The sequence below is a fragment of the Streptomyces sp. NPDC101132 genome, from assembly GCF_044759225.1.
Taxonomy (GTDB): domain Bacteria; phylum Actinomycetota; class Actinomycetes; order Streptomycetales; family Streptomycetaceae; genus Streptomyces.
In genome coordinates, this window is the sequence record NZ_JBIVYX010000006.1 from 136,403 (window position 1) to 153,922 (window position 17,520).

At 72.6% G+C, this 17,520-nt stretch carries 19 protein-coding genes and 1 tRNA gene; 8 read left to right on the forward strand and 12 right to left on the reverse strand.

Features of this window, described 5'->3' with window-relative positions; genetic code table 11:
• The first annotated feature begins 45 nt into the window (after window positions 1–45).
• A complete protein-coding gene (locus ACIQUR_RS15875) occupies window positions 46–867 on the forward strand; it encodes a nucleotidyltransferase domain-containing protein (protein ID WP_403664270.1) in 822 nt (273 codons plus the stop codon).
• Window positions 868–932: 65 nt separating this feature from the next.
• Here ACIQUR_RS15875 and ACIQUR_RS15880 read toward each other — a convergent pair whose 3' ends face one another.
• The 5 genes from ACIQUR_RS15880 to ACIQUR_RS15900 all read right to left on the reverse strand — a co-directional run bounded on the left by ACIQUR_RS15880 (window position 933) and on the right by ACIQUR_RS15900 (window position 3,702).
• Window positions 933–1,226, reverse strand: a complete 294-nt coding sequence (locus ACIQUR_RS15880; protein WP_403664273.1) for a ribosomal protein L7/L12 — start codon at window positions 1,224–1,226, stop codon at window positions 933–935.
• A 21-nt stretch (window positions 1,227–1,247) separates the two neighbouring features.
• A complete protein-coding gene (locus ACIQUR_RS15885) occupies window positions 1,248–2,096 on the reverse strand; it encodes an MBL fold metallo-hydrolase (RefSeq protein ID WP_403664276.1) in 849 nt (282 codons plus the stop codon).
• Window positions 2,093–2,998: an NUDIX hydrolase gene (locus tag ACIQUR_RS15890; protein WP_403664279.1), complete on the reverse strand. Its 906-nt coding sequence runs from the start codon at window positions 2,996–2,998 to the stop codon at window positions 2,093–2,095. Before ACIQUR_RS15890 ends, ACIQUR_RS15885 begins: the two co-directional genes overlap by 4 nt.
• An 81-nt stretch (window positions 2,999–3,079) precedes the next feature.
• The gene (locus tag ACIQUR_RS15895) at window positions 3,080–3,544 is read right to left on the reverse strand and encodes a RidA family protein (protein WP_403664282.1); all 465 of its coding nucleotides are present in this window, start codon (window positions 3,542–3,544) and stop codon (window positions 3,080–3,082) included.
• Window positions 3,541–3,702 (reverse strand): DUF4177 domain-containing protein, encoded by a 162-nt coding sequence (locus tag ACIQUR_RS15900; protein ID WP_107048484.1) that lies wholly within the window; start codon window positions 3,700–3,702, stop codon window positions 3,541–3,543. The genes ACIQUR_RS15895 and ACIQUR_RS15900 overlap by 4 nt, the downstream gene beginning before the upstream one ends.
• A 69-nt stretch (window positions 3,703–3,771) precedes the next feature.
• Here ACIQUR_RS15900 and ACIQUR_RS15905 point away from each other — a divergent pair, with 69 nt between their 5' ends.
• The gene (locus ACIQUR_RS15905) at window positions 3,772–4,752 is read left to right on the forward strand and encodes an ArsA family ATPase (RefSeq protein WP_403664285.1); all 981 of its coding nucleotides are present in this window, start codon (window positions 3,772–3,774) and stop codon (window positions 4,750–4,752) included.
• Entirely contained in the window at window positions 4,749–6,101 is a 1,353-nt protein-coding gene (locus ACIQUR_RS15910) for an ArsA family ATPase (RefSeq protein ID WP_403664288.1), read from the forward strand. The genes ACIQUR_RS15905 and ACIQUR_RS15910 overlap by 4 nt, the downstream gene beginning before the upstream one ends.
• Before the next feature lie 64 nt (window positions 6,102–6,165).
• Here the strand turns inward: ACIQUR_RS15910 and ACIQUR_RS15915 are convergent, their stop codons facing one another.
• A complete protein-coding gene (locus ACIQUR_RS15915) occupies window positions 6,166–6,516 on the reverse strand; it encodes a WhiB family transcriptional regulator (RefSeq protein WP_403664869.1) in 351 nt (116 codons plus the stop codon).
• Window positions 6,517–7,113: 597 nt separating this feature from the next.
• Here ACIQUR_RS15915 and ACIQUR_RS15920 point away from each other — a divergent pair.
• The gene (locus tag ACIQUR_RS15920) at window positions 7,114–9,384 is read left to right on the forward strand and encodes a transglycosylase domain-containing protein (RefSeq protein WP_403664291.1); all 2,271 of its coding nucleotides are present in this window, start codon (window positions 7,114–7,116) and stop codon (window positions 9,382–9,384) included.
• Between the two features lie 123 nt (window positions 9,385–9,507).
• Here the strand turns inward: ACIQUR_RS15920 and ACIQUR_RS15925 are convergent, their stop codons facing one another.
• Window positions 9,508–9,972 (reverse strand): GatB/YqeY domain-containing protein, encoded by a 465-nt coding sequence (locus tag ACIQUR_RS15925; protein ID WP_403664294.1) that lies wholly within the window; start codon window positions 9,970–9,972, stop codon window positions 9,508–9,510.
• A gap of 87 nt (window positions 9,973–10,059) precedes the next feature.
• Between ACIQUR_RS15925 and ACIQUR_RS15930 the strand changes: the two genes are divergently transcribed.
• The 3 genes from ACIQUR_RS15930 to ACIQUR_RS15940 all read left to right on the forward strand — a co-directional run bounded on the left by ACIQUR_RS15930 (window position 10,060) and on the right by ACIQUR_RS15940 (window position 11,835).
• A complete protein-coding gene (locus ACIQUR_RS15930; protein ID WP_403664298.1) occupies window positions 10,060–10,998 on the forward strand; it encodes a metallophosphoesterase in 939 nt (312 codons plus the stop codon).
• 22 nt (window positions 10,999–11,020) lie between these two features.
• Window positions 11,021–11,722: a Pr6Pr family membrane protein gene (locus ACIQUR_RS15935; protein WP_403664301.1), complete on the forward strand. Its 702-nt coding sequence runs from the start codon at window positions 11,021–11,023 to the stop codon at window positions 11,720–11,722.
• 39 nt (window positions 11,723–11,761) lie between these two features.
• Window positions 11,762–11,835 (forward strand) — tRNA-Pro (locus tag ACIQUR_RS15940).
• A gap of 65 nt (window positions 11,836–11,900) precedes the next feature.
• Here the strand turns inward: ACIQUR_RS15940 and ACIQUR_RS15945 are convergent.
• Window positions 11,901–12,416, reverse strand: a complete 516-nt coding sequence (locus ACIQUR_RS15945) for a peptidoglycan-binding protein (protein ID WP_399947001.1) — start codon at window positions 12,414–12,416, stop codon at window positions 11,901–11,903.
• A gap of 70 nt (window positions 12,417–12,486) precedes the next feature.
• Window positions 12,487–14,010 (reverse strand): MFS transporter, encoded by a 1,524-nt coding sequence (locus ACIQUR_RS15950; protein ID WP_403664304.1) that lies wholly within the window; start codon window positions 14,008–14,010, stop codon window positions 12,487–12,489.
• A 115-nt stretch (window positions 14,011–14,125) separates the two neighbouring features.
• On the opposite strand from ACIQUR_RS15950, the gene ACIQUR_RS15955 reads away from it, so the two are divergent.
• Window positions 14,126–14,605 (forward strand): MarR family winged helix-turn-helix transcriptional regulator, encoded by a 480-nt coding sequence (locus ACIQUR_RS15955; protein ID WP_403664307.1) that lies wholly within the window; start codon window positions 14,126–14,128, stop codon window positions 14,603–14,605.
• A 59-nt stretch (window positions 14,606–14,664) separates the two neighbouring features.
• Here the strand turns inward: ACIQUR_RS15955 and ACIQUR_RS15960 are convergent, their stop codons facing one another.
• From ACIQUR_RS15960 to codA, 3 genes are all read right to left on the reverse strand, one after another.
• The gene (locus ACIQUR_RS15960; RefSeq protein ID WP_403664310.1) at window positions 14,665–15,363 is read right to left on the reverse strand and encodes a flavodoxin family protein; all 699 of its coding nucleotides are present in this window, start codon (window positions 15,361–15,363) and stop codon (window positions 14,665–14,667) included.
• 63 nt (window positions 15,364–15,426) lie between these two features.
• Window positions 15,427–16,047, reverse strand: a complete 621-nt coding sequence (locus ACIQUR_RS15965; RefSeq protein ID WP_403664313.1) for an HD domain-containing protein — start codon at window positions 16,045–16,047, stop codon at window positions 15,427–15,429.
• A gap of 12 nt (window positions 16,048–16,059) precedes the next feature.
• Window positions 16,060–17,508 carry a cytosine deaminase gene (gene codA, locus ACIQUR_RS15970; protein WP_403664316.1) on the reverse strand — a complete coding sequence of 483 codons (1,449 nt, stop codon included), beginning with the start codon at window positions 17,506–17,508 and terminating at the stop codon, window positions 16,060–16,062.
• Window positions 17,509–17,520: the final 12 nt, after the last annotated feature.

Below are 17,520 nucleotides of genomic sequence, written 5' to 3' on the forward strand. Positions count from 1 at the left end.
CGGGGCCTTCGCCGTATCCGGGGCCCGGTGCCGCACAGTGGGGGCATGGAGCGCAAGGGGCTGGACGAGCGGGGCTTCATCGAGCGGGAGGGGGCCCTGGGGAACGTCGGACCGGACTTCCGGGCGGTCGTGGCGGCCGCGCGGACGGCGGCGGCGCGCACGTACGGGCGGCGGCTGCACAGCGCGTACCTGTACGGGTCCGTGCCGCGCGGCACCGCGCGCCCCGGCCGCTCCGACCTCGACCTGCTGCTCGCCCTGCACGAGGAGCCCACGGCGGCGGACCGGGAGGACGCGGCCCGCCTCGGACGGGAGCTGGACCGCGAGCACCCGGAGATCGACGGCGCGGGCGTGCTGCTCTTCGGCAAGGAGACCCTGCTCGGGGAGGCCGAGCGGTACGACATGGGCTGGTTCGTGGCCTGCCTGTGCACCCCGCTGCTGGGCGACGACCTGGCCGAGCACCTGCCGCGCTACCGCCCCGACGGGCTGCTGGCCCGGGAGACCAACGGCGACCTGGCCGAGCGGCTGCCTGTCTGGCGCGCGCGGGCCGGGCGCGCGGAGGGGCCGGCGGAGCGCAGGGCGCTGGTCCGTGCGTACGCGCGCAAGCTCGTCCGTACCGGCTTCACCCTGGTCATGCCCCGCTGGGGCGGCTGGACCAGCGAACTCGACCGGTCCGCCGAGATCTTCGGCCGGTACTACCCCGAGCGCGCCCGGCAGATGCGCGAGGCGGCGGCCCTGGCACTGGAGCCGGTGGCCGACCCGGCCGTGCTCCGCGCCTTCACCGAGGACCTGGGGCCCTGGCTGGCGGCCGAGTACGCGGCGGTCGTCGGCACGAAGGCGCGCCGGAGCCCGGTGGCAACGGCCCGATAGGCCGGCAGCTCGTGGGCCCGGCAGCCCGACAGCCCGTGGGCCCGGCAGCTCAGTGGTTCAGTGGCTCAGTGGCTCAGCTTCTCCACGGCGTCCTTGGCCTCCTTCAGGCCCTCGCCCGTCAGACCCCGGTAGACCTTGATGGCCTCGATCTTCTTCCCGTCGCGCAGCAGGGCCCGGACCCGGTCCAGGCCCGCCGGCTCGGGCTCGGCCACGCCCAGGTGAGCCATGATCAGGTCGAGCTTGCGCTCCAGGCGGTCGGCGCGGCGGGACACCGCCTGGACCCTGGCGTTGACGGAAGCCGTGATCACCCCCGCCGTGAGGACGAGGGCGGCGACGGCGAGGGAGACGTTCGTGATCATGAAACCCAGCCTAGTGACCCGTCAGTAGCCGGGCGGCCCCGGGATCAGGCCGTGCTCGCGCAGGTACTCCAGCTGCGCCCGCACCGACCACTCCGCAGCCGGCCACAGCGATCGGTCCACGTCCGCGTAGACGTGCGCCACGACCTCGGGAGCCGTGGTGTAGCCGTCCTCCACCGCCGTCTCCACCTGCGCCAGGCGGTGCGCGCGGTGCGCGAGGTAGAACTCGACCGCGCCCTGCGCGTCGTCCAGCACCGGCCCGTGCCCCGGCAGCACCGTGTGCACCCCGTCGTCCACGGTGAGCGAGCGCAGCCGCCGCAGGGAGTCCAGGTAGTCGCCGAGCCGCCCGTCGGGGTGCGCCACCACCGTCGTGCCGCGTCCGAGGACCGTGTCCCCGGTGAGCACCGCCCGGTCCGCCGGCAGGTGGAAGCAGAGGGAGTCCGCCGTGTGCCCCGGGGTCGGCACGACCCGCATCTCCAGCCCGCCGGTGGTGATCACGTCACCCGCTCCCAGGCCCTCGTCCCCGAGCCGCAGGGCCGGGTCCAGCGCCCGCACCCCGGTCCCGGTCAGCTCCGCGAAGCGCCCGGCGCCCTCGGCGTGGTCCGGGTGGCCGTGGGTGAGCAGCGTCAGCGCGACGCGCTTGCCCGCCTCCTCGGCCGTGCTGATCACCCGGCGCAGGTGGGCGTCGTCCAGCGGGCCCGGGTCGACCACGACCGCGAGGTCCGAGCCGGGCTCGGAGACGATCCAGGTGTTGGTGCCGTCCAGCGTCATCGCGGAGGCGTTCGGGGCCAGGACGTTCACCGCGCGGGCCGTCGCCGGGCCGGAGTGGACCGCTCCGCGGGGCTGGCCCGGGAGGGCGGACGCGTTCGTCATCGGTTCCCTCCCGTCTTCACGCGCTTCGTGAACTCCTCGTGCCCCGGCCAGCTGAGGACAATCTCCCCCTCCTCCAGCCTGGCCTGCGCGAGCACCGGTGCGAGGTCCTGCTTCCCGGCGGCCGCGAGCGCCTCGGCGGCGGTGCCGTAGGGGGTGAGGGAGCGCAGGGTCGAGATGGTGGGCGGCATCATCAGCAGCTCGCCGCGGTCGTAGCCGGCGGCGGCGTCCGCGGGCCGGGTCCACACGGTGCGGTCGGCCTCGGTGGAGGCGTTGCGGGTGCGCTGGCCCTCGGGCAGGGCGGCCACGAAGAACCAGGTGTCGTAGCGCCGCTGCTCGAACTCGGGGGTGATCCAGCGCGCCCACGCGCCGAGCAGGTCGGAGCGGAGCAGCAGGCCGCGCCGGTCGAGGAACTCGGCGAAGGACAGGTCCCGGGCGACCAGCGCCTGCCGGTCGGCCTCCCAGTCGTCGCCGGTGGTGTCGCCGACCAGGGTGTCCGGGGCCGGGCCGGCCAGCAGGACGCCCGCCTCCTCGTACGTCTCGCGGACCGCGGCGCACACGATGGCCTGGGCGGTGGCCCGGTCGGTGCCGAGCCGCTCCGCCCAGTGCTCCAGCGAGGGCCCGGCCCAGCCGACGAGGTGGTCGTCGTCGCGCGGGTCGACGCCGCCGCCCGGGTAGGCGTACGCGCCCCCGGCGAAGGCCATGGAGGCGCGCCGGCGCAGCATGTGGACGGCGGGCCCGCCCTCGGCGTCCCGCAGCAGCATCACCGTGGCGGCCCGCTTGGGCTCCACGACCGTGAGGGTGCCCGCCGCGAGGGCACGGATGCGGTCCGGCCACTCCGGGGGGTACCACTGGCCTCCGGCGGTGCTCCGGGCTGTTCCGTCCTGCGTCTGACCATTCGGCATGGCCGGATGCTACGGCGATCCGCGTCGATGTTCGAGGGGTGCCCGGGAGCGGCGTCCCGGGTCACCCGTGCCCGAGGGGTGTCAGTCCTCGATCTCGATCTGGAACTCGACCTCGACCGGGGCGTCGAGCGGGAGCACCGCCACGCCGACGGCGCTGCGGGCGTGCACGCCCTTCTCGCCGAGGACCTCGCCCAGCAGCTCGCTGGCGCCGTTGATGACGCCCGGCTGGCCGGTGAAGTCGGGGGTCGAGGCGACGAAGCCGACGACCTTCACGACGCGCTTGATCCTGTCCAGGTCGCCGACGACGGACTTCACGGCGGCCAGCCCGTTGAGGGCGCAGGTCTTCGCGAGCTCCTTGGCCTCGTCGGCGGTGACCTCGCCGCCGACCTTGCCGGTCAGCGGGAGCTTGCCGTCCACCATCGGGAGCTGGCCGGCGGTGTAGACGTACGCGCCGGAGCGGACGGCGGGCTGGTACGCGGCGAGCGGAGGCACGACCTCCGGAAGGGTCAGCCCGAGTTCGGCGAGCTTGGCCTCGACGGCGCTCATGCCTGCTTCTCCCGCTTCAGGTAGGCCACCAGCTGCTCGGGGTTGTTCGGCCCGGGCACGACCTGGACGAGCTCCCAGCCGTCCTCGCCCCAGGTGTCGAGGATCTGCTTGGTGGCGTGGACGAGCAGCGGGACCGTCGCGTATTCGAACTTCTTCATGCAGGGGAGCGTAGTGCCTGCCGTGAGGGCTCGTGCGCGGCGCGAGAGGCGACTGGTTAAGGTCGACGGGTGAGCAGGCTCCAGGTGGTCAGCGGCAAGGGCGGTACCGGTAAGACCACGGTCGCCGCCGCACTCGCGCTCGCCCTCGCGACCGAGGGAAGGCGGACGCTTCTGGTGGAGGTCGAGGGCAGGCAGGGGATTGCACAGGTCTTCGGTACGGAGGCGCTGCCCTACGAGGAGCGGAAGATCGCCGTCGCCCCGGGCGGCGGGGAGGTCTTCGCGCTGGCGATCGACGCCGAGCGCGCGCTCCTCGACTACCTCCAGATGTTCTACAAGCTGGGTTCCGCGGGGCGGGCGCTGAAGAAGCTGGGCGCCATCGACTTCGCGACCACCATCGCGCCGGGCCTGCGGGACGTGCTGCTGACGGGCAAGGCCTGCGAGGCGGTCAAGCGCAAGGACAAGAAGGGCCGCTTCGTCTACGACCACGTGGTGATGGACGCCCCGCCGACCGGCCGCGTGACCCGCTTCCTGAACGTCAACGACGAGGTGGCGGGGCTGGCCAGGTTCGGGCCCATCCACAACCAGGCCCAGTCGGTGATGAAGGTCCTCAAGTCCGCGGACACGGCGGTGCACCTGGTGACCCTGCTGGAGGAGATGCCGGTGCAGGAGACGGCCGACGGCATCGAGGAACTGCGGGCCGCCGGGCTGCCGGTGGGCCGGGTGATCGTGAACATGGTCCGTCCGCACCACCTGGACGAGGCCGCCCTGCGGGCCGCCTCGGGCGAGCTGCGGACCGGCGTCGCACAGGCGCTGTCCCGGGCGGGGCTGGGCGGGGCGCGGCGCGGGGGGCCGGCCGAGCGGCTGGTCGGGCCGCTGCTGGAGCAGGCCGCGGAGCACGCCGAGCGCGTGGAGCTGGAGCGCGAGCAGCGCTCCGTACTGCGCGGCCTCGGCCTGCCCTCGTACGAACTGCCGCTGCTGGGCGGCGGGATGGACCTGGCCGGTCTCTACGACCTGGCGGCGGAGCTGCGGAAGCAGGTGGAGGCCGAGTGAGCAGTGCCCTGAGGACTCCCCCGCCGCTGGACGTGGACGCCCTGCTGGACGACCGGGGCACGCGCATCATCGTGTGCTGTGGCGCGGGCGGCGTGGGCAAGACGACGACGGCCGCGGCCCTGGGCGTACGGGCGGCCGAGCGGGGCCGCCGGGTGGTCGTGCTGACCATCGACCCGGCGCGGCGGCTGGCCCAGTCCATGGGCATCGACTTGCTGGACAACACGCCGCGGCCGGTGGCGGGCCTCAGGGGAGCGGACGGCGCGGCCGGGGACGGTGGCCCGGAGGGCTCCGCGGGCGGCGAGCTGCACGCCATGATGCTCGACATGAAGCGGACCTTCGACGAGATCGTCGAGGCGCACGCGGACGGCGAGCGGGCCCGCGCGATCCTGGACAACCCCTTCTACCAGTCCCTGTCGGCCGGCTTCGCGGGCACGCAGGAGTACATGGCCATGGAGAAGCTGGGCCAGCTGCGGGCGCGGGACGACTGGGACCTGATCGTGGTCGACACCCCGCCGAGCCGGTCGGCCCTGGACTTCCTGGACGCGCCGAAGCGGCTGGGGTCCTTCCTGGACGGGAAGTTCATCCGGGTGCTGATGGCGCCGGCGAAGGTCGGCGGCCGGGCGGGGATGAAGTTCCTCAACGTCGGCATGTCGATGATGACCGGCACGCTGAGCAAGCTGATGGGCGGTCAGCTGCTGAAGGACGTACAGACCTTCGTGGCCGCCATGGACACTATGTTCGGCGGCTTCCGCACCCGGGCCGACGCCACGTACCGGTTGCTGCAGGCGCCGGGGACGGCGTTCCTCGTGGTGGCGGCGCCCGAGCCGGACGCGCTGCGGGAGGCCGCGTACTTCGTGGAGCGGCTGGCCGCGGAGCGGATGCCGCTGGCCGGGCTCGTACTGAACCGCGTGCACGGGAGCGGTGCCGGGCAGCTGTCGGCCGAGCGGGCCCTGGCCGCCGCGGAGAATCTTGAAGAGACCGGCATTGTCGATCAGGAGTCCGGGAAAGCTGGTGCTCGTGGCCCCGCCGACCCCGCCGACCCCGCCGGCCCTGCCGACCGCGCCGACTCCCCCGACGGCGACTCACCCGGCCCGGACGGCGGCCGCGGTACGGACGGTTCCGTTCCGGATCCGGACGTGCCGGACGTGGAACTCATCACCGCAGGACTTCTGCGCCTGCACGCCGAGCGCATGCAGGTGATCGCACGCGAGAGGCAGACACGCGACCGCTTCACGTCGCTGCACCCGGAGGTGCCGGTGGCCGAGGTGGCCGCCCTGCCCGGCGATGTGCACGACCTCGCCGGGCTGCGGGCCATCGGTGAACGGCTCACGGCCGGTCAGCCGGACTGACGCGGGCGGGGGCACCCGCTGGTGCGCCCCTGGTGAGCCGGTGTGAGGAGGACCGCGCGGGTGTCTACCCGGCAGCCGCGTACGTCTCGTAGGCGACGTCCGCCTCCTCGTCGACATCCACGGTGAGGATGCCGGTACTGCGCTCGTACTCCGTGCGCGCGGTCTCGAGCAGTCGCCGCCACGAGGTGACGGTGGGGCGCCGGCGCAGCAACGCCCGCCGCTCCCGCTCGGTCATGCCTCCCCAGACACCGAACTCGACACGATTGTCGAGCGCGTCCGCGAGGCACTCGGTCCGCACCGGGCAACCGGTGCACACCGCCTTGGCCCTGTTCTGCGCTGCACCCTGAACGAACAGTTCATCCGGATCGGTAGTGCGGCAGGCTGCCTGCGCACTCCAGTCGGTAACCCAGCCCATTGCGGCGCCGTCCTCTCCCGAATCGAGGCTCCCCCACGGCGGCAGCGGCATATTCACCGCTGCCAGTTGAGGACGTTACGGAAGGCGGACACAGCGCAACACCCCCGACGGGCCCAATCTTGAATGGCCCGAACGGACTATGCGTAAGCGGCAGATCACCCGACGGAGTGACCCGGCGACATGCCGGACTCTTCCGGCAATTCGGGACGAACCCATGGAGCCGGACCGGCAGACGGGCGCCGGGTGCGGGGAATTCGGACATGTGTCCACCCTCTTCGGGAAGGGTGAATGTCACGTCCAGGGGTTGATGTCCCACCGCACGGCTGTGACAGTTGGGAGCAGCTTAGGCCAAGGCATGCGCGCGTGTCCGGCGAATGGCACAGTAGGCCCTTCGCGTTGTCTCCGCGCCGCCTTCGCGTGGCCGTTCACGTGCCCGCGCGCCGTCGTTCCCGGCGCCGGTCGTGCCGTCGTTCCCGGCGCCGGTCGTGCCGCACGTCACGCCGTCGGGCGTGCCCGGATGTCACGGTCTGGTACTCGAACACCGCCGGGGGCCCCCGGTCCCGCGGAATGCCACTGGTGACGGATTAGGCTGCCTCCATGCCAAAGAAGCGCTCGGGCGGAGGTCTCACCGGGACCCAGCAGGCCGCCAAGTTCGTCGGTGTCTCGGTCCTGGCCGGTGTCGTGCTCGCCGGAATCGCCATCCCGGGCGCGGGTGCGCTCGGGCTGGCGGCCAAGGGCACGGTGGAGGGGTTCGACGAGATCCCCGCCAACCTGAAGACCCCGCCGCTGAGTCAGCGCACGAGGATCCTGGACGCCGAGGGCGGGCTGATCGCCACCGTCTACTCGCGCGACCGGAAGGTCGTGCCGCTCACGGCCATCTCCCCGTACATGCAGAAGGCGATCGTCGCGATCGAGGACTCGCGCTTCTACGAGCACGGGGCCATCGACCTCAAGGGCATCCTGCGCGCGGTCAACCGGAACGCGCAGGAGGGCGGCGCCGCGCAGGGCGCCTCCACGCTCACCCAGCAGTACGTGAAGAACGTGTTCGTCGAGGAGGCCGGCGACGACCCGGCCAAGGTGGCGGAGGCCCAGCAGAAGAGCCTCGGCCGCAAGGTGCGCGAGCTGAAGTACGCGATCCAGGTCGAGGAGGAACTCGGCAAGAAGAAGATCCTCGAGAACTACCTCAACATCACCTTCTTCGGCCAGCAGGCGTACGGCGTCGAGTCCGCCGCGCAGCGCTACTTCAGCAAGCCCGCCGCCGACCTCACCCTGGAGGAGTCCGCGCTCCTGGCCGGGCTGGTCCAGTCGCCGAGCCGGTACGACCCGGTGAACGACGCGGAGGAGGCCACCAAGCGCCGGAACACCGTCCTCCAGCGCATGGCGGACATAAAGGACATCTCGCAGGCCGAGGCGGACCGCGCCAAGGCCACCCCGATCAAGCTGAAGGTCACCCGGCCCAAGAACGGCTGCATCACCGCCGTCAGCGGCGCCGGCTTCTTCTGCGACTACGTCCGCGCCGTGTTCCTCTCCGACCCGGTCTTCGGCAAGACCAAGGAGGAGCGGGCCAAGGTCTGGAACCGCGGCGGCCTGACCGTCCGCACCACCCTGGACCCGCAGTCCCAGGAGTCGGTCAACGACTCCATCAAGGACCACGTCAACCAGGACGACAAGGTCGCGACGGCGGTCACGCTGGTCCAGCCCGGCACCGGGCGCGTGCTGGCGATGGGCCAGTCCAAGCCGTACGGCTTCGGCACGAACGAGACCCAGATCAACTTCTCGGTCAACAAGAAGATGGGCGGCTCGAACTTCGGCTTCCAGACCGGTTCGACCTTCAAGCCCTTCGTGGCGGCGGCCGCCATCGAGCAGGGCGTGCCCCCGACCAAGACGTACTCCTCGCCGTACGACATGGACTACCCGAGCCCGGTCCGCACCTGCAACGGCGGCACCTGGGTCAACACCGGCGACCGCGTGGAGAACGAGACGGAGTCCGAGGTCGGCCCGTACGCGCTGCGCGAGGCGATGGCCAAGTCGGTCAACACCTACTTCGTGCAGATGATCAGCGACATCGGCGTCTGCCCGGTGACGGAGATGGCGCAGAAGCTCGGCGTCATCCAGGGCGACGGCTCGAAGCTGAAGGAGGTGCCCTCGATCGCGCTGGGCACCGGCGAGATGTCCCCGCTGACGATGGCCAACGCCTACGCGGCCTTCGCCAACCGCGGCGTCTACTGCACCCCCGTCGCCATAGAGTCCATCACCGACGCCCACGGCAAGGCCCTGCGGGTGCCGAAGTCCAGCTGTGAGCGGGTCATGTCGGAGCGGACCGCCGACACCATCAACACCCTGCTGCGCGGCGTGGTCGACTCCGGTACGGGCAAGCAGGCCGGCCTCGGCGACCGCGACAGCGCGGGCAAGACCGGTACCACCGACGAGCGCAAGAACGCCTGGTTCGTCGGCTACACGCCGAACCTGTCGGGCGCGGTCTGGGTCGGCTCCGGCGGCGCCAAGAAGGTGCCCATGGAGAACATCTACATCGGCGGCCAGTACTACGAGAAGGTCTTCGGTGGCGGCGTCCCCGGCCCCATCTGGCGCGACGCGGTCGAGGGCGCGCTGGCGGGCCGCGAGGTGATGCAGTTCCAGACGGTCCACATCCCCGAGCCGGTCGACCCGAGCGCCGGCGGCAAGGGCAAGCCGGGCAAGCGCAAGCCCGGCAAGAAGGACGACGGCAAGCCCGGACGCGACCGGGACGGCGACTCCGGCCGTGACACCGGCGGTGACGACGACCCCGCCACCGGCGGCCCGGTCGACGGCGGCACCCTGCCGATCCCCGGCTTCGGGATCGACCCGGCCGTGATCACGCGCGAGCCGTAGCCGCGGGCGACGGACGACGCAAAGAGGGCGGGCGCCCGGCCTGGAGCCGGGCGCCCGCCCTCTTTCGTTCCATCCGCGGCCCGGCCGGCTCCGTGCGCCGGCCGCCTGGCGTGCGTACGCCGGTCAGCCGGCCAGCAGCTGCTTCACGACGGCGGCGACACGGCCGCCCTCGGCCAGGCCCGCCACCTTCGGGTTCACGATCTTCATGACGGCACCCATGGCGCGCGGCCCCTCGGCGCCGGCGGCGCGGGCCTCCTCCACGGCCTGGGTGACGATCGCGGTGAGCTCGTCGTCGCTGAGCTGCTTCGGCAGGTACCCGGCCAGGACCTCGCCCTCGGCCGTCTCACGCGCCGCCTGCTCGGTGCGACCGCCCTGGGCGAAGGCGTCCGCGGCCTCGCGGCGCTTCTTCGCCTCCTTGGTGATCACCTTGAGGACCTCGTCGTCGGAGAGCTCTCGGGCGACCTTGCCGGCGACCTCCTCCTTCGTGATCGCGGCGAGGGTCAGCCGGAGCGTGGCCGAGCGGAGCTCGTCACGCGCCTTGATGGCGGTCGTGAGGTCTTCCTGCAGCTTGGACTTGAGCGTGGTCATGGGTCGAGTCTGCCAGGTGAGTGCCCGGCGGCGCCCCCCGGTTTCGCCGGGCACGGGGCGCGTCCCGCGTCTGCGACGATAAGCACCATGCACGCGCGTTACGGAGTACCCCTGAAGGTCGCCGCGGGAATCGCCGCCGTCGGCGCGGCCGGCGTGGCCTACGCCGCTGGCTTCGAGGCGAGGTCCTTCCGGCTGCGGCGGGTCACCGTGCCCGTGCTGCCGCGCGGCATGCGCCCGCTGCGGGTGCTCCAGGTCTCCGACATCCACATGGTCACCGGCCAGGACAAGAAGCGGGCCTGGCTCCAGTCGCTGGCCGGGCTGCGGCCCGACTTCGTCGTGAACACCGGTGACAACCTCTCCGACACCGGGGGCGTCCCCGAGGTGCTGGACGCGCTGGGCCCGTTGATGGAGTTCCCCGGCGTGTACGTCTTCGGGTCGAACGACTACTACGGGCCCCGGCTGCGCAACCCCGGCCGCTACCTCATCGAGAAGGTGCAGGGCCGGCACGGGCTGAACGGCAACAAGCCGGTGGTCGGAGCCGTGCACAACCCGTGGGAGGAGATGCGGGACGCCTTCGACGCGGCCGGCTGGGTCAACCTCACCAACACGCGCGGGCGCCTGAAGCTGCCGGACCTCGAACTGGCCTTCACGGGCCTGGACGACCCGCACATCAAGCGCGACCGGTACGAGTACGTCGCGGGCGGCCCGGCCGCCGACGCGGACTTCTCGGTGGCCGTGGTCCACGCCCCGTACCTGCGGGCCCTCGACGCCTTCACCGCCGACGGCTACCCCCTGATCCTGGCGGGGCACACCCACGGCGGGCAGCTGTGCATCCCCTTCTACGGGGCGCTGGTGACCAACTGCGACCTCGACACCGACCGGGTGAAGGGGCTGTCCACCCACGAGCTGGCCGGCAACCGCGCGTACCTGCACGTCTCCGCGGGCTGCGGCACGAACCGCTTCACGCCGGTCCGCTTCGCCTGCCCGCCCGAGGCGACACTCCTCACGCTGACGCCCGCGGAGTGACGCGCGGCAGTACGTTGACCGGATGATCGCACCCGCGTATCCGACGGCCTTCCGCGCCCTGATCGCCCTGGCCGCGCTGGCCGGCGTCACCATCGAGTGCGTCCAGGGCAGCGTCCCGGTCGTGCTGAGCTTCTTCACGATCTGGACGAACATCGCGGTGGCGGTGGTCTACGGGACCTGCGCGGCCCGCACCTGGCGGCGCCGCGCACCGCTGCCGCCGCTGGTGACGGGCGGGGTGCTGCTGTTCATCCTGATCACCGGGCTCGTCTACCACCTGGTGCTGGCGAACCCGGCCAGCCCGTTCAACGTGACGGACGACATCGCGAAGCTCACCGGGGCGCGGGCGGTGGCCAACCAGCTGCTGCACACCGTGACCCCGCTCGGTGCGGTCCTGGAGTTCGCGCTGCTGACCGCCCCGCGCCGGTTCACCCCGCGACTGGCCGCCCTCTGGCTGGCGTACCCGCTGGTGTACGTGGGCTTCGCCCTGGTCAGGGGCGCCCTGCTGGCCCCCGGCACGCCGACCCGCTACACGTACCCCTTCATCGACGCGGCCCGGTACGGCTACGCCCAGGTCGCCGTGAACGCGGTCGTCCTGGGCCTCGCCTTCTACTCGCTGGCCCTGCTCCTGGTCCTCGCGGACCGCCTCCGCCCGGACCTCCGCCCGCTGTCCCTGAGGGCCGCCGAAAACCGGATTTCGTCTCCGGGCGAGGGTCCGCTAAAGTAATCGATGTCGCCACGGCAAGCAGAACCGCCCGGCGGCGATCGGGGTGTAGCGCAGCTTGGCAGCGCGCTTCGTTCGGGACGAAGAGGTCGTGGGTTCAAATCCCGCCACCCCGACTCAGCAGTACCAGGTCAGAGCCACCTAGGAGATCTCCTAGGTGGCTCTTCCGTTTGTGCTGGGGTCAGGCCTGGAGGGTGACCTTGGTGCCGGTGCGGGGGTTGATGAACCACCAGTCGTTCGAGGCTGCATTCGGGACGCCCCATTTGAACTGGCGGGCCGTGCCGTAGAAGGTGCAGGTCTTGTTGCCGGCCGAGTCCCAGGTGCAGACGTTCTTGTTGTACGTGTACTGGGCCGACCACCAGGTCCGCGGGCCCGCGCGGCCGTCCTTCTGGAGGGCGTCGCCGTCCCAGTCGAGGTGGATGCCCTGCCAGTCCTTCGTCCGGGTCTCCGTGTTGGGGCCGAACTGGCCGTCGATGAAGCCGGTCGAGGTGATCTGACCGTTCACGTTGTCGGCCCAGAGGACCGTCTGCCAGAAGCGGATGTAGTTCGCGTCGGTGCTGCACCCCGACCGGCAGAGCTCGGGGTTGGTACGCCACGCGTCTCCGTCGGCGTGGGCCGTGCCCGAGCCCGTCGCCGTCGCGATGATCGCGGAGGCGGCCAGGGCCGAAAGGGCGGTCAAGGTACGGGATGAGCGCACGGGTCCTCCTTGATTGTTGGCGTGAGCATGCTCAAGTGGGAGGAGTCGTGCGTCAAGAAGGCGTTGTCGGTCAGGGGGTCGGGGTGCGGCGGGGGAGGAGGGCCGGGGTGGCGGCCGCGGCCAGGGCGAGGAGGGCGGTGCCGGCGGCGAAGGCCAGGCGGAAGCCCGAGGTCAGGGCCTCGGCGGCCGGGTGGCCGGCGGCGGTGAGGCCGCGGGTGCGGCCGGCGGCCAGTGTGGACAGGACCGCGACGCCGAGCGCCATGCCGATCTGGCCGGTGGTGTTGAACAGGCCGGACGCGAGCCCCGCGTCCCGCTCGTCCGCGCCGGACATCGCGAGGGTGGTGAGGGCGGGCAGGGCCAGGCCGAAGCCGGCGGCCAGCAGCATCACGGGCAGCAGGTCGGTCACGTAGTCGGCCCGCACCGGCAGCCGGGTCAGCAGGCCCAGCGCCCCGACCAGCAGGACGAGACCGGCCAGCAGGACGTTGCGCTCGCCGAAGCGGGCGGCGAGCCGGGCCGAGCCGCCCAGCGAGACGGCACCGATGGCGACCGCGGCCGGCAGCAGCGCGAGACCGGTGGCGGCGGCGCCGTAGCCCCGCACCTGCTGGAGGTACAGGGCCACCAGCACCTGGAACGCGAACAGCGCGGCCACCATCAGCATCTGCACCAGGTTGGCCCCGACCACGGCCCGCGACCGGAAGATCCGCAGCGGCAGCAGGGGCGTACGGGCCTTCGCCTGCCGGACCGCGAAGGCGGCCAGCAGCACCAGGGCGAGGCCACCGGGGCCGAGGGTCCGGGCGGCGGTCCACCCGTACCGTTCCGCCCCGACGACGGTGGAGATGCCCAGCATCAGACCGCCGGTGATCAGCAGCGCGCCCCAGACGTCGGCCCCGGCGCGCAGCCCGAGCCCGCGGTCGGCCGGCAGGGCGGGGAGCGCGAGCAGCAGGGCGGCCAGGCCGATCGGGAGGTTGATGAAGAAGATCCAGTGCCAGTCGAGCGCGTCGGTCAGCACCCCGCCCAGCACCTGCCCGAGGGAGGCTCCGGCCGCGCCGGTGAAGGAGAAGACCGCTATCGCCCGGGCCCGTTCACGGCCCTCGGGGAAGAGGGTGACCAGGATCCCGAGGCTCACCGCGCCGGCCACGGCGGACCCGACGCCCTGGAGGAAGCGGGCGGCGATCAGCACGGCCGGGGAGGCGGCGAGGCCGGCCAGCACCGAGGCACCGGTGAAGACGGCGGTGCCGGCGAGGAACATCCGCCTGCGGCCGATCAGGTCCCCCAGCCGCCCGGACAGGAGCAGCAGGCTGCCGAAGGCGATCAGGTAGGCGTTGACCACCCAGCTCAGACCGGCCGCGGAGAAGCCCAGGTCCTCCTGGACGGCGGGCAGGGCGACGGTGACGATGCTGCCGTCGAGGATGGTCATCAGCATGCCGGTCGAGAGCACGCCGAGCGCGGTCCAGCGGGACCGGAGGCCCCCGGGGGCGGGTGGCGCGGCAGGCGCGCCGGCGGCGGACTCCGGGATGGCAGGGTCCGGGGCGGCGGACGCCGAGGTGGCTGGGTCCGGGGCGGCGGGCGCGGGGGTGGTGGAGGGCGCGGACATGGTCTCTCCCGTCGGGGACGCACGTGGCTGATGGATGAGACCGTAGCAGATAGATCTGTTGCAGACGATTTATTGAGAGACGATTTCCGACGGGACTGTTCGTTAGGCTGGACCCATGACTGCCATGGCCCCCCGGCGGACCGAGCCGGACCTCTCCTTCCTGCTCGACCACACCAGCCACGTCCTGCGCACCCGCATGGCCGCGGCCCTCGGCGAGATCGGGCTGACCGCGCGCATGCACTGCGTGCTCGTGCACGCCCTGGAGGAGGAGCGCACCCAGATCCAGCTCGCCGAGATCGGCGACATGGACAAGACGACGATGGTCGTCACCGTGGACGCGCTGGAGAAGGCCGGACTGGCCGAGCGGCGGCCGTCCGGCACCGACCGCCGGGCCCGGATCATCGCCGTCACCGAGAAGGGCGCCGAGGTCGCGGCGCAGAGCCAGCGGATCGTGGACGGCGTGCACCGCGACGCGGTCGCCGCCCTCCCCGAGGCCGACCGGACGGCGCTCCTCAAGGGGCTGAGGCTGCTGGCCGAGGGGGAGCTGTCCACACCTGTGGACAGCCCGCGGCCCGCACGGCGGGCCCGTCAGTAGCCGGCGGCCCCGGGGCCCCAGGCCACGGGCCCCAGGCCACGGGCCCCAGACCCGGGGGCTCAGCGGTGTTCGGGGTTCGGGAAGTCGAAGCGGCAGCCCGCGTCCCATTCCGAGCGCTGGTTGCCGTGCGCCGGGATGCCGCCGGCCCGGCGGATCATCCCGGCCAGGTGCATCAGGTTCCACGCCATGAAGGTCGTGTTCCGGTTGGTGAAGTCGTTCTCCGGCCCGCCCGAGCCCTCGTCCAGGTACGACGGCCCCGGCCCCGCCTCGCCGATCCAGCCCGCGTCCGCCTGCGGCGGGATCACGAAGCCCAGGTGCTGGAGGCTGTAGAGGACGTTCATCGCGCAGTGCTTGACCCCGTCCTCGTTGCCGGTGATCAGGCAGCCGCCGACGCGGCCGTAGTACGCGTACTGGCCCTGCTCGTTCAGGAGCGAGGAGCAGGCGTAGAGGCGCTCGATCACCTGCTTCATGACCGAGCTGTTGTCACCGAGCCAGATCGGCCCGCACAGCACCAGGATGTCCGCGGCCATGATCCGCGAGTACAGCACCGGCCACTCGTCGCTCTCCCAGCCGTGGTCCGTCATGTCGGGCCACACGCCGGTCGCGATGTCGTGGTCGACGGCGCGGATCAGCTCGGTGGTGACGCCGTTGGCCTCCATCACGGCCCGGCTCCTGGCGATCAGCCCCTCGGTGTTGCTGACCTCGGGGGACCGCTTGAGGGTGCAGTTCACGTACACGGCGCGCAGGTCTTCGTACACAGCCCCAGCCTGCGGGGCCACCGGGCGGGTCGGCCAGCCCGGTGGGCCGTACGGCCTACGACGCTAGTCCCGTGCCGCGTCGAGCGGGTTCGCCGCGATGCGGGCCGCCACGCCGCCCGCGACCAGGTGCGCGGCGGCGCAGCCGGGCTTGCGGACACCCTGCTCGGTGACCAGGTCGAGGAAGGCGGGGCCGAAGCCGGCCCGCGGGTACACGCTCAGCAGCGCCGCCGTGAACTCCGCGGCGAACGCGCCGACCCGCAGCCCCGACACGTCCGCGCTCGTGCCGACCTGGAGCAGGTGGCTCTCCGGGTCCTCCTCGGCGGTCACGTCGTCCCGCATGTGCAGCACGATCAGCTCGGCCGCCCGCTCGCGCCGCTCCAGCGGCCAGCCGAGCCCCGCCGTCAGCACCCGCGCCACGTGGCCGCCGGCCTCCTCGAAGGGCAGCGTGTGGCTGTCGAACGGCACGGTCAGCCCCAGGTCGTGCAGCAGCGCCGCGACGTAGAACAGCTCCCGGTCGTACTCGATGCCGTGCTGCCGCGCGTACTCGGCGCCGAAGGCGTACGAGCGCACCGAGTGGTTGAACAGCGCCTCGTCCGCGTACTCCGCGGCCAGTATCCGGGCCGCCTCGGCGGCCGCGCCGCCCGGGACCTCCACGCCCGGGATCCCCGCACCCGTCGGTTCCATCGTCCTCTCCCCCTATAGCCGTTGCCAGGCGGCGGCGTCGCGCCGCCGTACGAAGTCGATCATCTCGCCCTCCTCGCCCGGCCAGTCCAGCCGGGTGGCCTGGTACGGGGTCTCCGCGACCACCCGGCCCCGCGCGACCACGTACCGCGGCCGCACCTGGCGGCGTACGGCGTCGAACGGCGAACCGGCGGGCAGCAGCACGAAGTTCGCCGGGCGGCCCTCCGCGATGCCGTACTCCTCCCCCAGGCCCAGCACCCGCGCGGCCCGGTCGGTGACCATCGCGAAGGCCGTGGCGATCTCCTCGGCGCCGGTGAGCTGGGCGGCGTACACGCCGGTCAGGGCGGTCTGGAGGGGGCTGCCGGTGCCGAGCGGGTTCCAGGGGTCCATCACGTCGTCGTGGCCGAAGGCCACGTTCACCCCGGCCGCCAGCATCTCCTTGACCTGGGTGAGGCCCCGGCGCTTGGGGTAGGCGTCGAAGCGGCCCTGGAGACCGAGGTTCGCGAAGGGGTTGCAGACCAGGCCGATTCCCGAACGCGCCAGGATCCGGCGGAGCTTGTAGCTGTACGCGCCGTTGTACGAGCCCATCGCCGTGGTGTGTGAGGCGGTGGCCCGGTCGCGCAGGCCCGACCGCAGCGCCAGTGTCGCCAGCACCTCCACGAAGCGCGACTGCTCGTCGTCGATCTCGTCGCAGTGCGCGTCCACCCGCAGGCCCTCGCGCTCGGCCAGGGCGAAGGCGAAGCGGAGCGACTCGACCCCGTCCTCACGGGTGTCCTCGAAGTGCGGGATGGCGCCCACCACGTCCGCGCCCCGGCGCACGGCCTCGGTCATCAGCCGCTCGCCGTCGGGGAAGGAGCGGATGCCCTCCTGGGGGAAGGCCACGATCTGGAGGCCGATCACGTCCCGGACGCGGTCGCGGACCTCGGCGAGGGCGTCGAGGGCCAGGAGCCTGGGGGCCCCTCCCGGCGGTAGCCGGGGGACGGTGACGTCGCAGTGCGTCCTGACGTGCAGCACGCCCTGCGCGGCCTGCCAGCGCAGCACCTCGGTGGCCCGGTCGACCACGTCCTCGCGGGTGAGGGTCTCCTTGCGCTCGCTCCAGCAGGCGATGCCCTCCCAGAGGGTGCCCGAGGCGTTCCAGCGCGGCTCGCCGGCGGTCAGGGCGGTGTCGAGGTGGATGTGCGGCTCGACGAACGGCGGGGCGAGGAGGGCGCCGTAGGCCTCGATCACGCGGGTGCGGGAGTCGGTACGGGCCTCCGCGAGGCCGTCCGTGCCGTGCCGGGCGCCCGGCAGCCCGTCCGGGCCCGGCGGCGGCTCCTCGTACCGCCCCTCGTGCGGGTCCTCGTGCGGCTCCGCGTACGGGACCACCCTCGCGATCCGGCCGTCCTCGACCAGTACGTCGGCCGGTCCCGCGGCCACCTGTCCGTCGCCGGCGTAGAGCCGCGCGCCCCGCACGATCATCCGCATGCCGACCACCCT

Excerpts from the sequence above, each read along its gene's own strand:
- ACIQUR_RS15875 (WP_403664270.1), top strand. The coding sequence starts at position 46 with ATGGAGCGCAAGGGGCTGGACGAGCGGGGCTTCATCGAGCGGGAGGGG.
- ACIQUR_RS15880 (WP_403664273.1), bottom strand. The coding sequence starts at position 1,226 with ATGATCACGAACGTCTCCCTCGCCGTCGCCGCCCTCGTCCTCACGGCG.
- ACIQUR_RS15885 (WP_403664276.1), bottom strand. The coding sequence starts at position 2,096 with ATGACGAACGCGTCCGCCCTCCCGGGCCAGCCCCGCGGAGCGGTCCAC.
- ACIQUR_RS15890 (WP_403664279.1), bottom strand. The coding sequence starts at position 2,998 with ATGCCGAATGGTCAGACGCAGGACGGAACAGCCCGGAGCACCGCCGGA.
- ACIQUR_RS15895 (WP_403664282.1), bottom strand. The coding sequence starts at position 3,544 with ATGAGCGCCGTCGAGGCCAAGCTCGCCGAACTCGGGCTGACCCTTCCG.
- ACIQUR_RS15900 (WP_107048484.1), bottom strand. The coding sequence starts at position 3,702 with ATGAAGAAGTTCGAATACGCGACGGTCCCGCTGCTCGTCCACGCCACC.
- ACIQUR_RS15915 (WP_403664869.1), bottom strand. The coding sequence starts at position 6,516 with ATGGGCTGGGTTACCGACTGGAGTGCGCAGGCAGCCTGCCGCACTACC.
- ACIQUR_RS15920 (WP_403664291.1), top strand. The coding sequence starts at position 7,114 with ATGCCAAAGAAGCGCTCGGGCGGAGGTCTCACCGGGACCCAGCAGGCC.
- ACIQUR_RS15925 (WP_403664294.1), bottom strand. The coding sequence starts at position 9,972 with ATGACCACGCTCAAGTCCAAGCTGCAGGAAGACCTCACGACCGCCATC.
- ACIQUR_RS15930 (WP_403664298.1), top strand. The coding sequence starts at position 10,060 with ATGCACGCGCGTTACGGAGTACCCCTGAAGGTCGCCGCGGGAATCGCC.
- ACIQUR_RS15935 (WP_403664301.1), top strand. The coding sequence starts at position 11,021 with ATGATCGCACCCGCGTATCCGACGGCCTTCCGCGCCCTGATCGCCCTG.
- ACIQUR_RS15950 (WP_403664304.1), bottom strand. The coding sequence starts at position 14,010 with ATGTCCGCGCCCTCCACCACCCCCGCGCCCGCCGCCCCGGACCCAGCC.
- ACIQUR_RS15955 (WP_403664307.1), top strand. The coding sequence starts at position 14,126 with ATGACTGCCATGGCCCCCCGGCGGACCGAGCCGGACCTCTCCTTCCTG.
- ACIQUR_RS15965 (WP_403664313.1), bottom strand. The coding sequence starts at position 16,047 with ATGGAACCGACGGGTGCGGGGATCCCGGGCGTGGAGGTCCCGGGCGGC.
- codA (WP_403664316.1), bottom strand. The coding sequence starts at position 17,508 with ATGCGGATGATCGTGCGGGGCGCGCGGCTCTACGCCGGCGACGGACAG.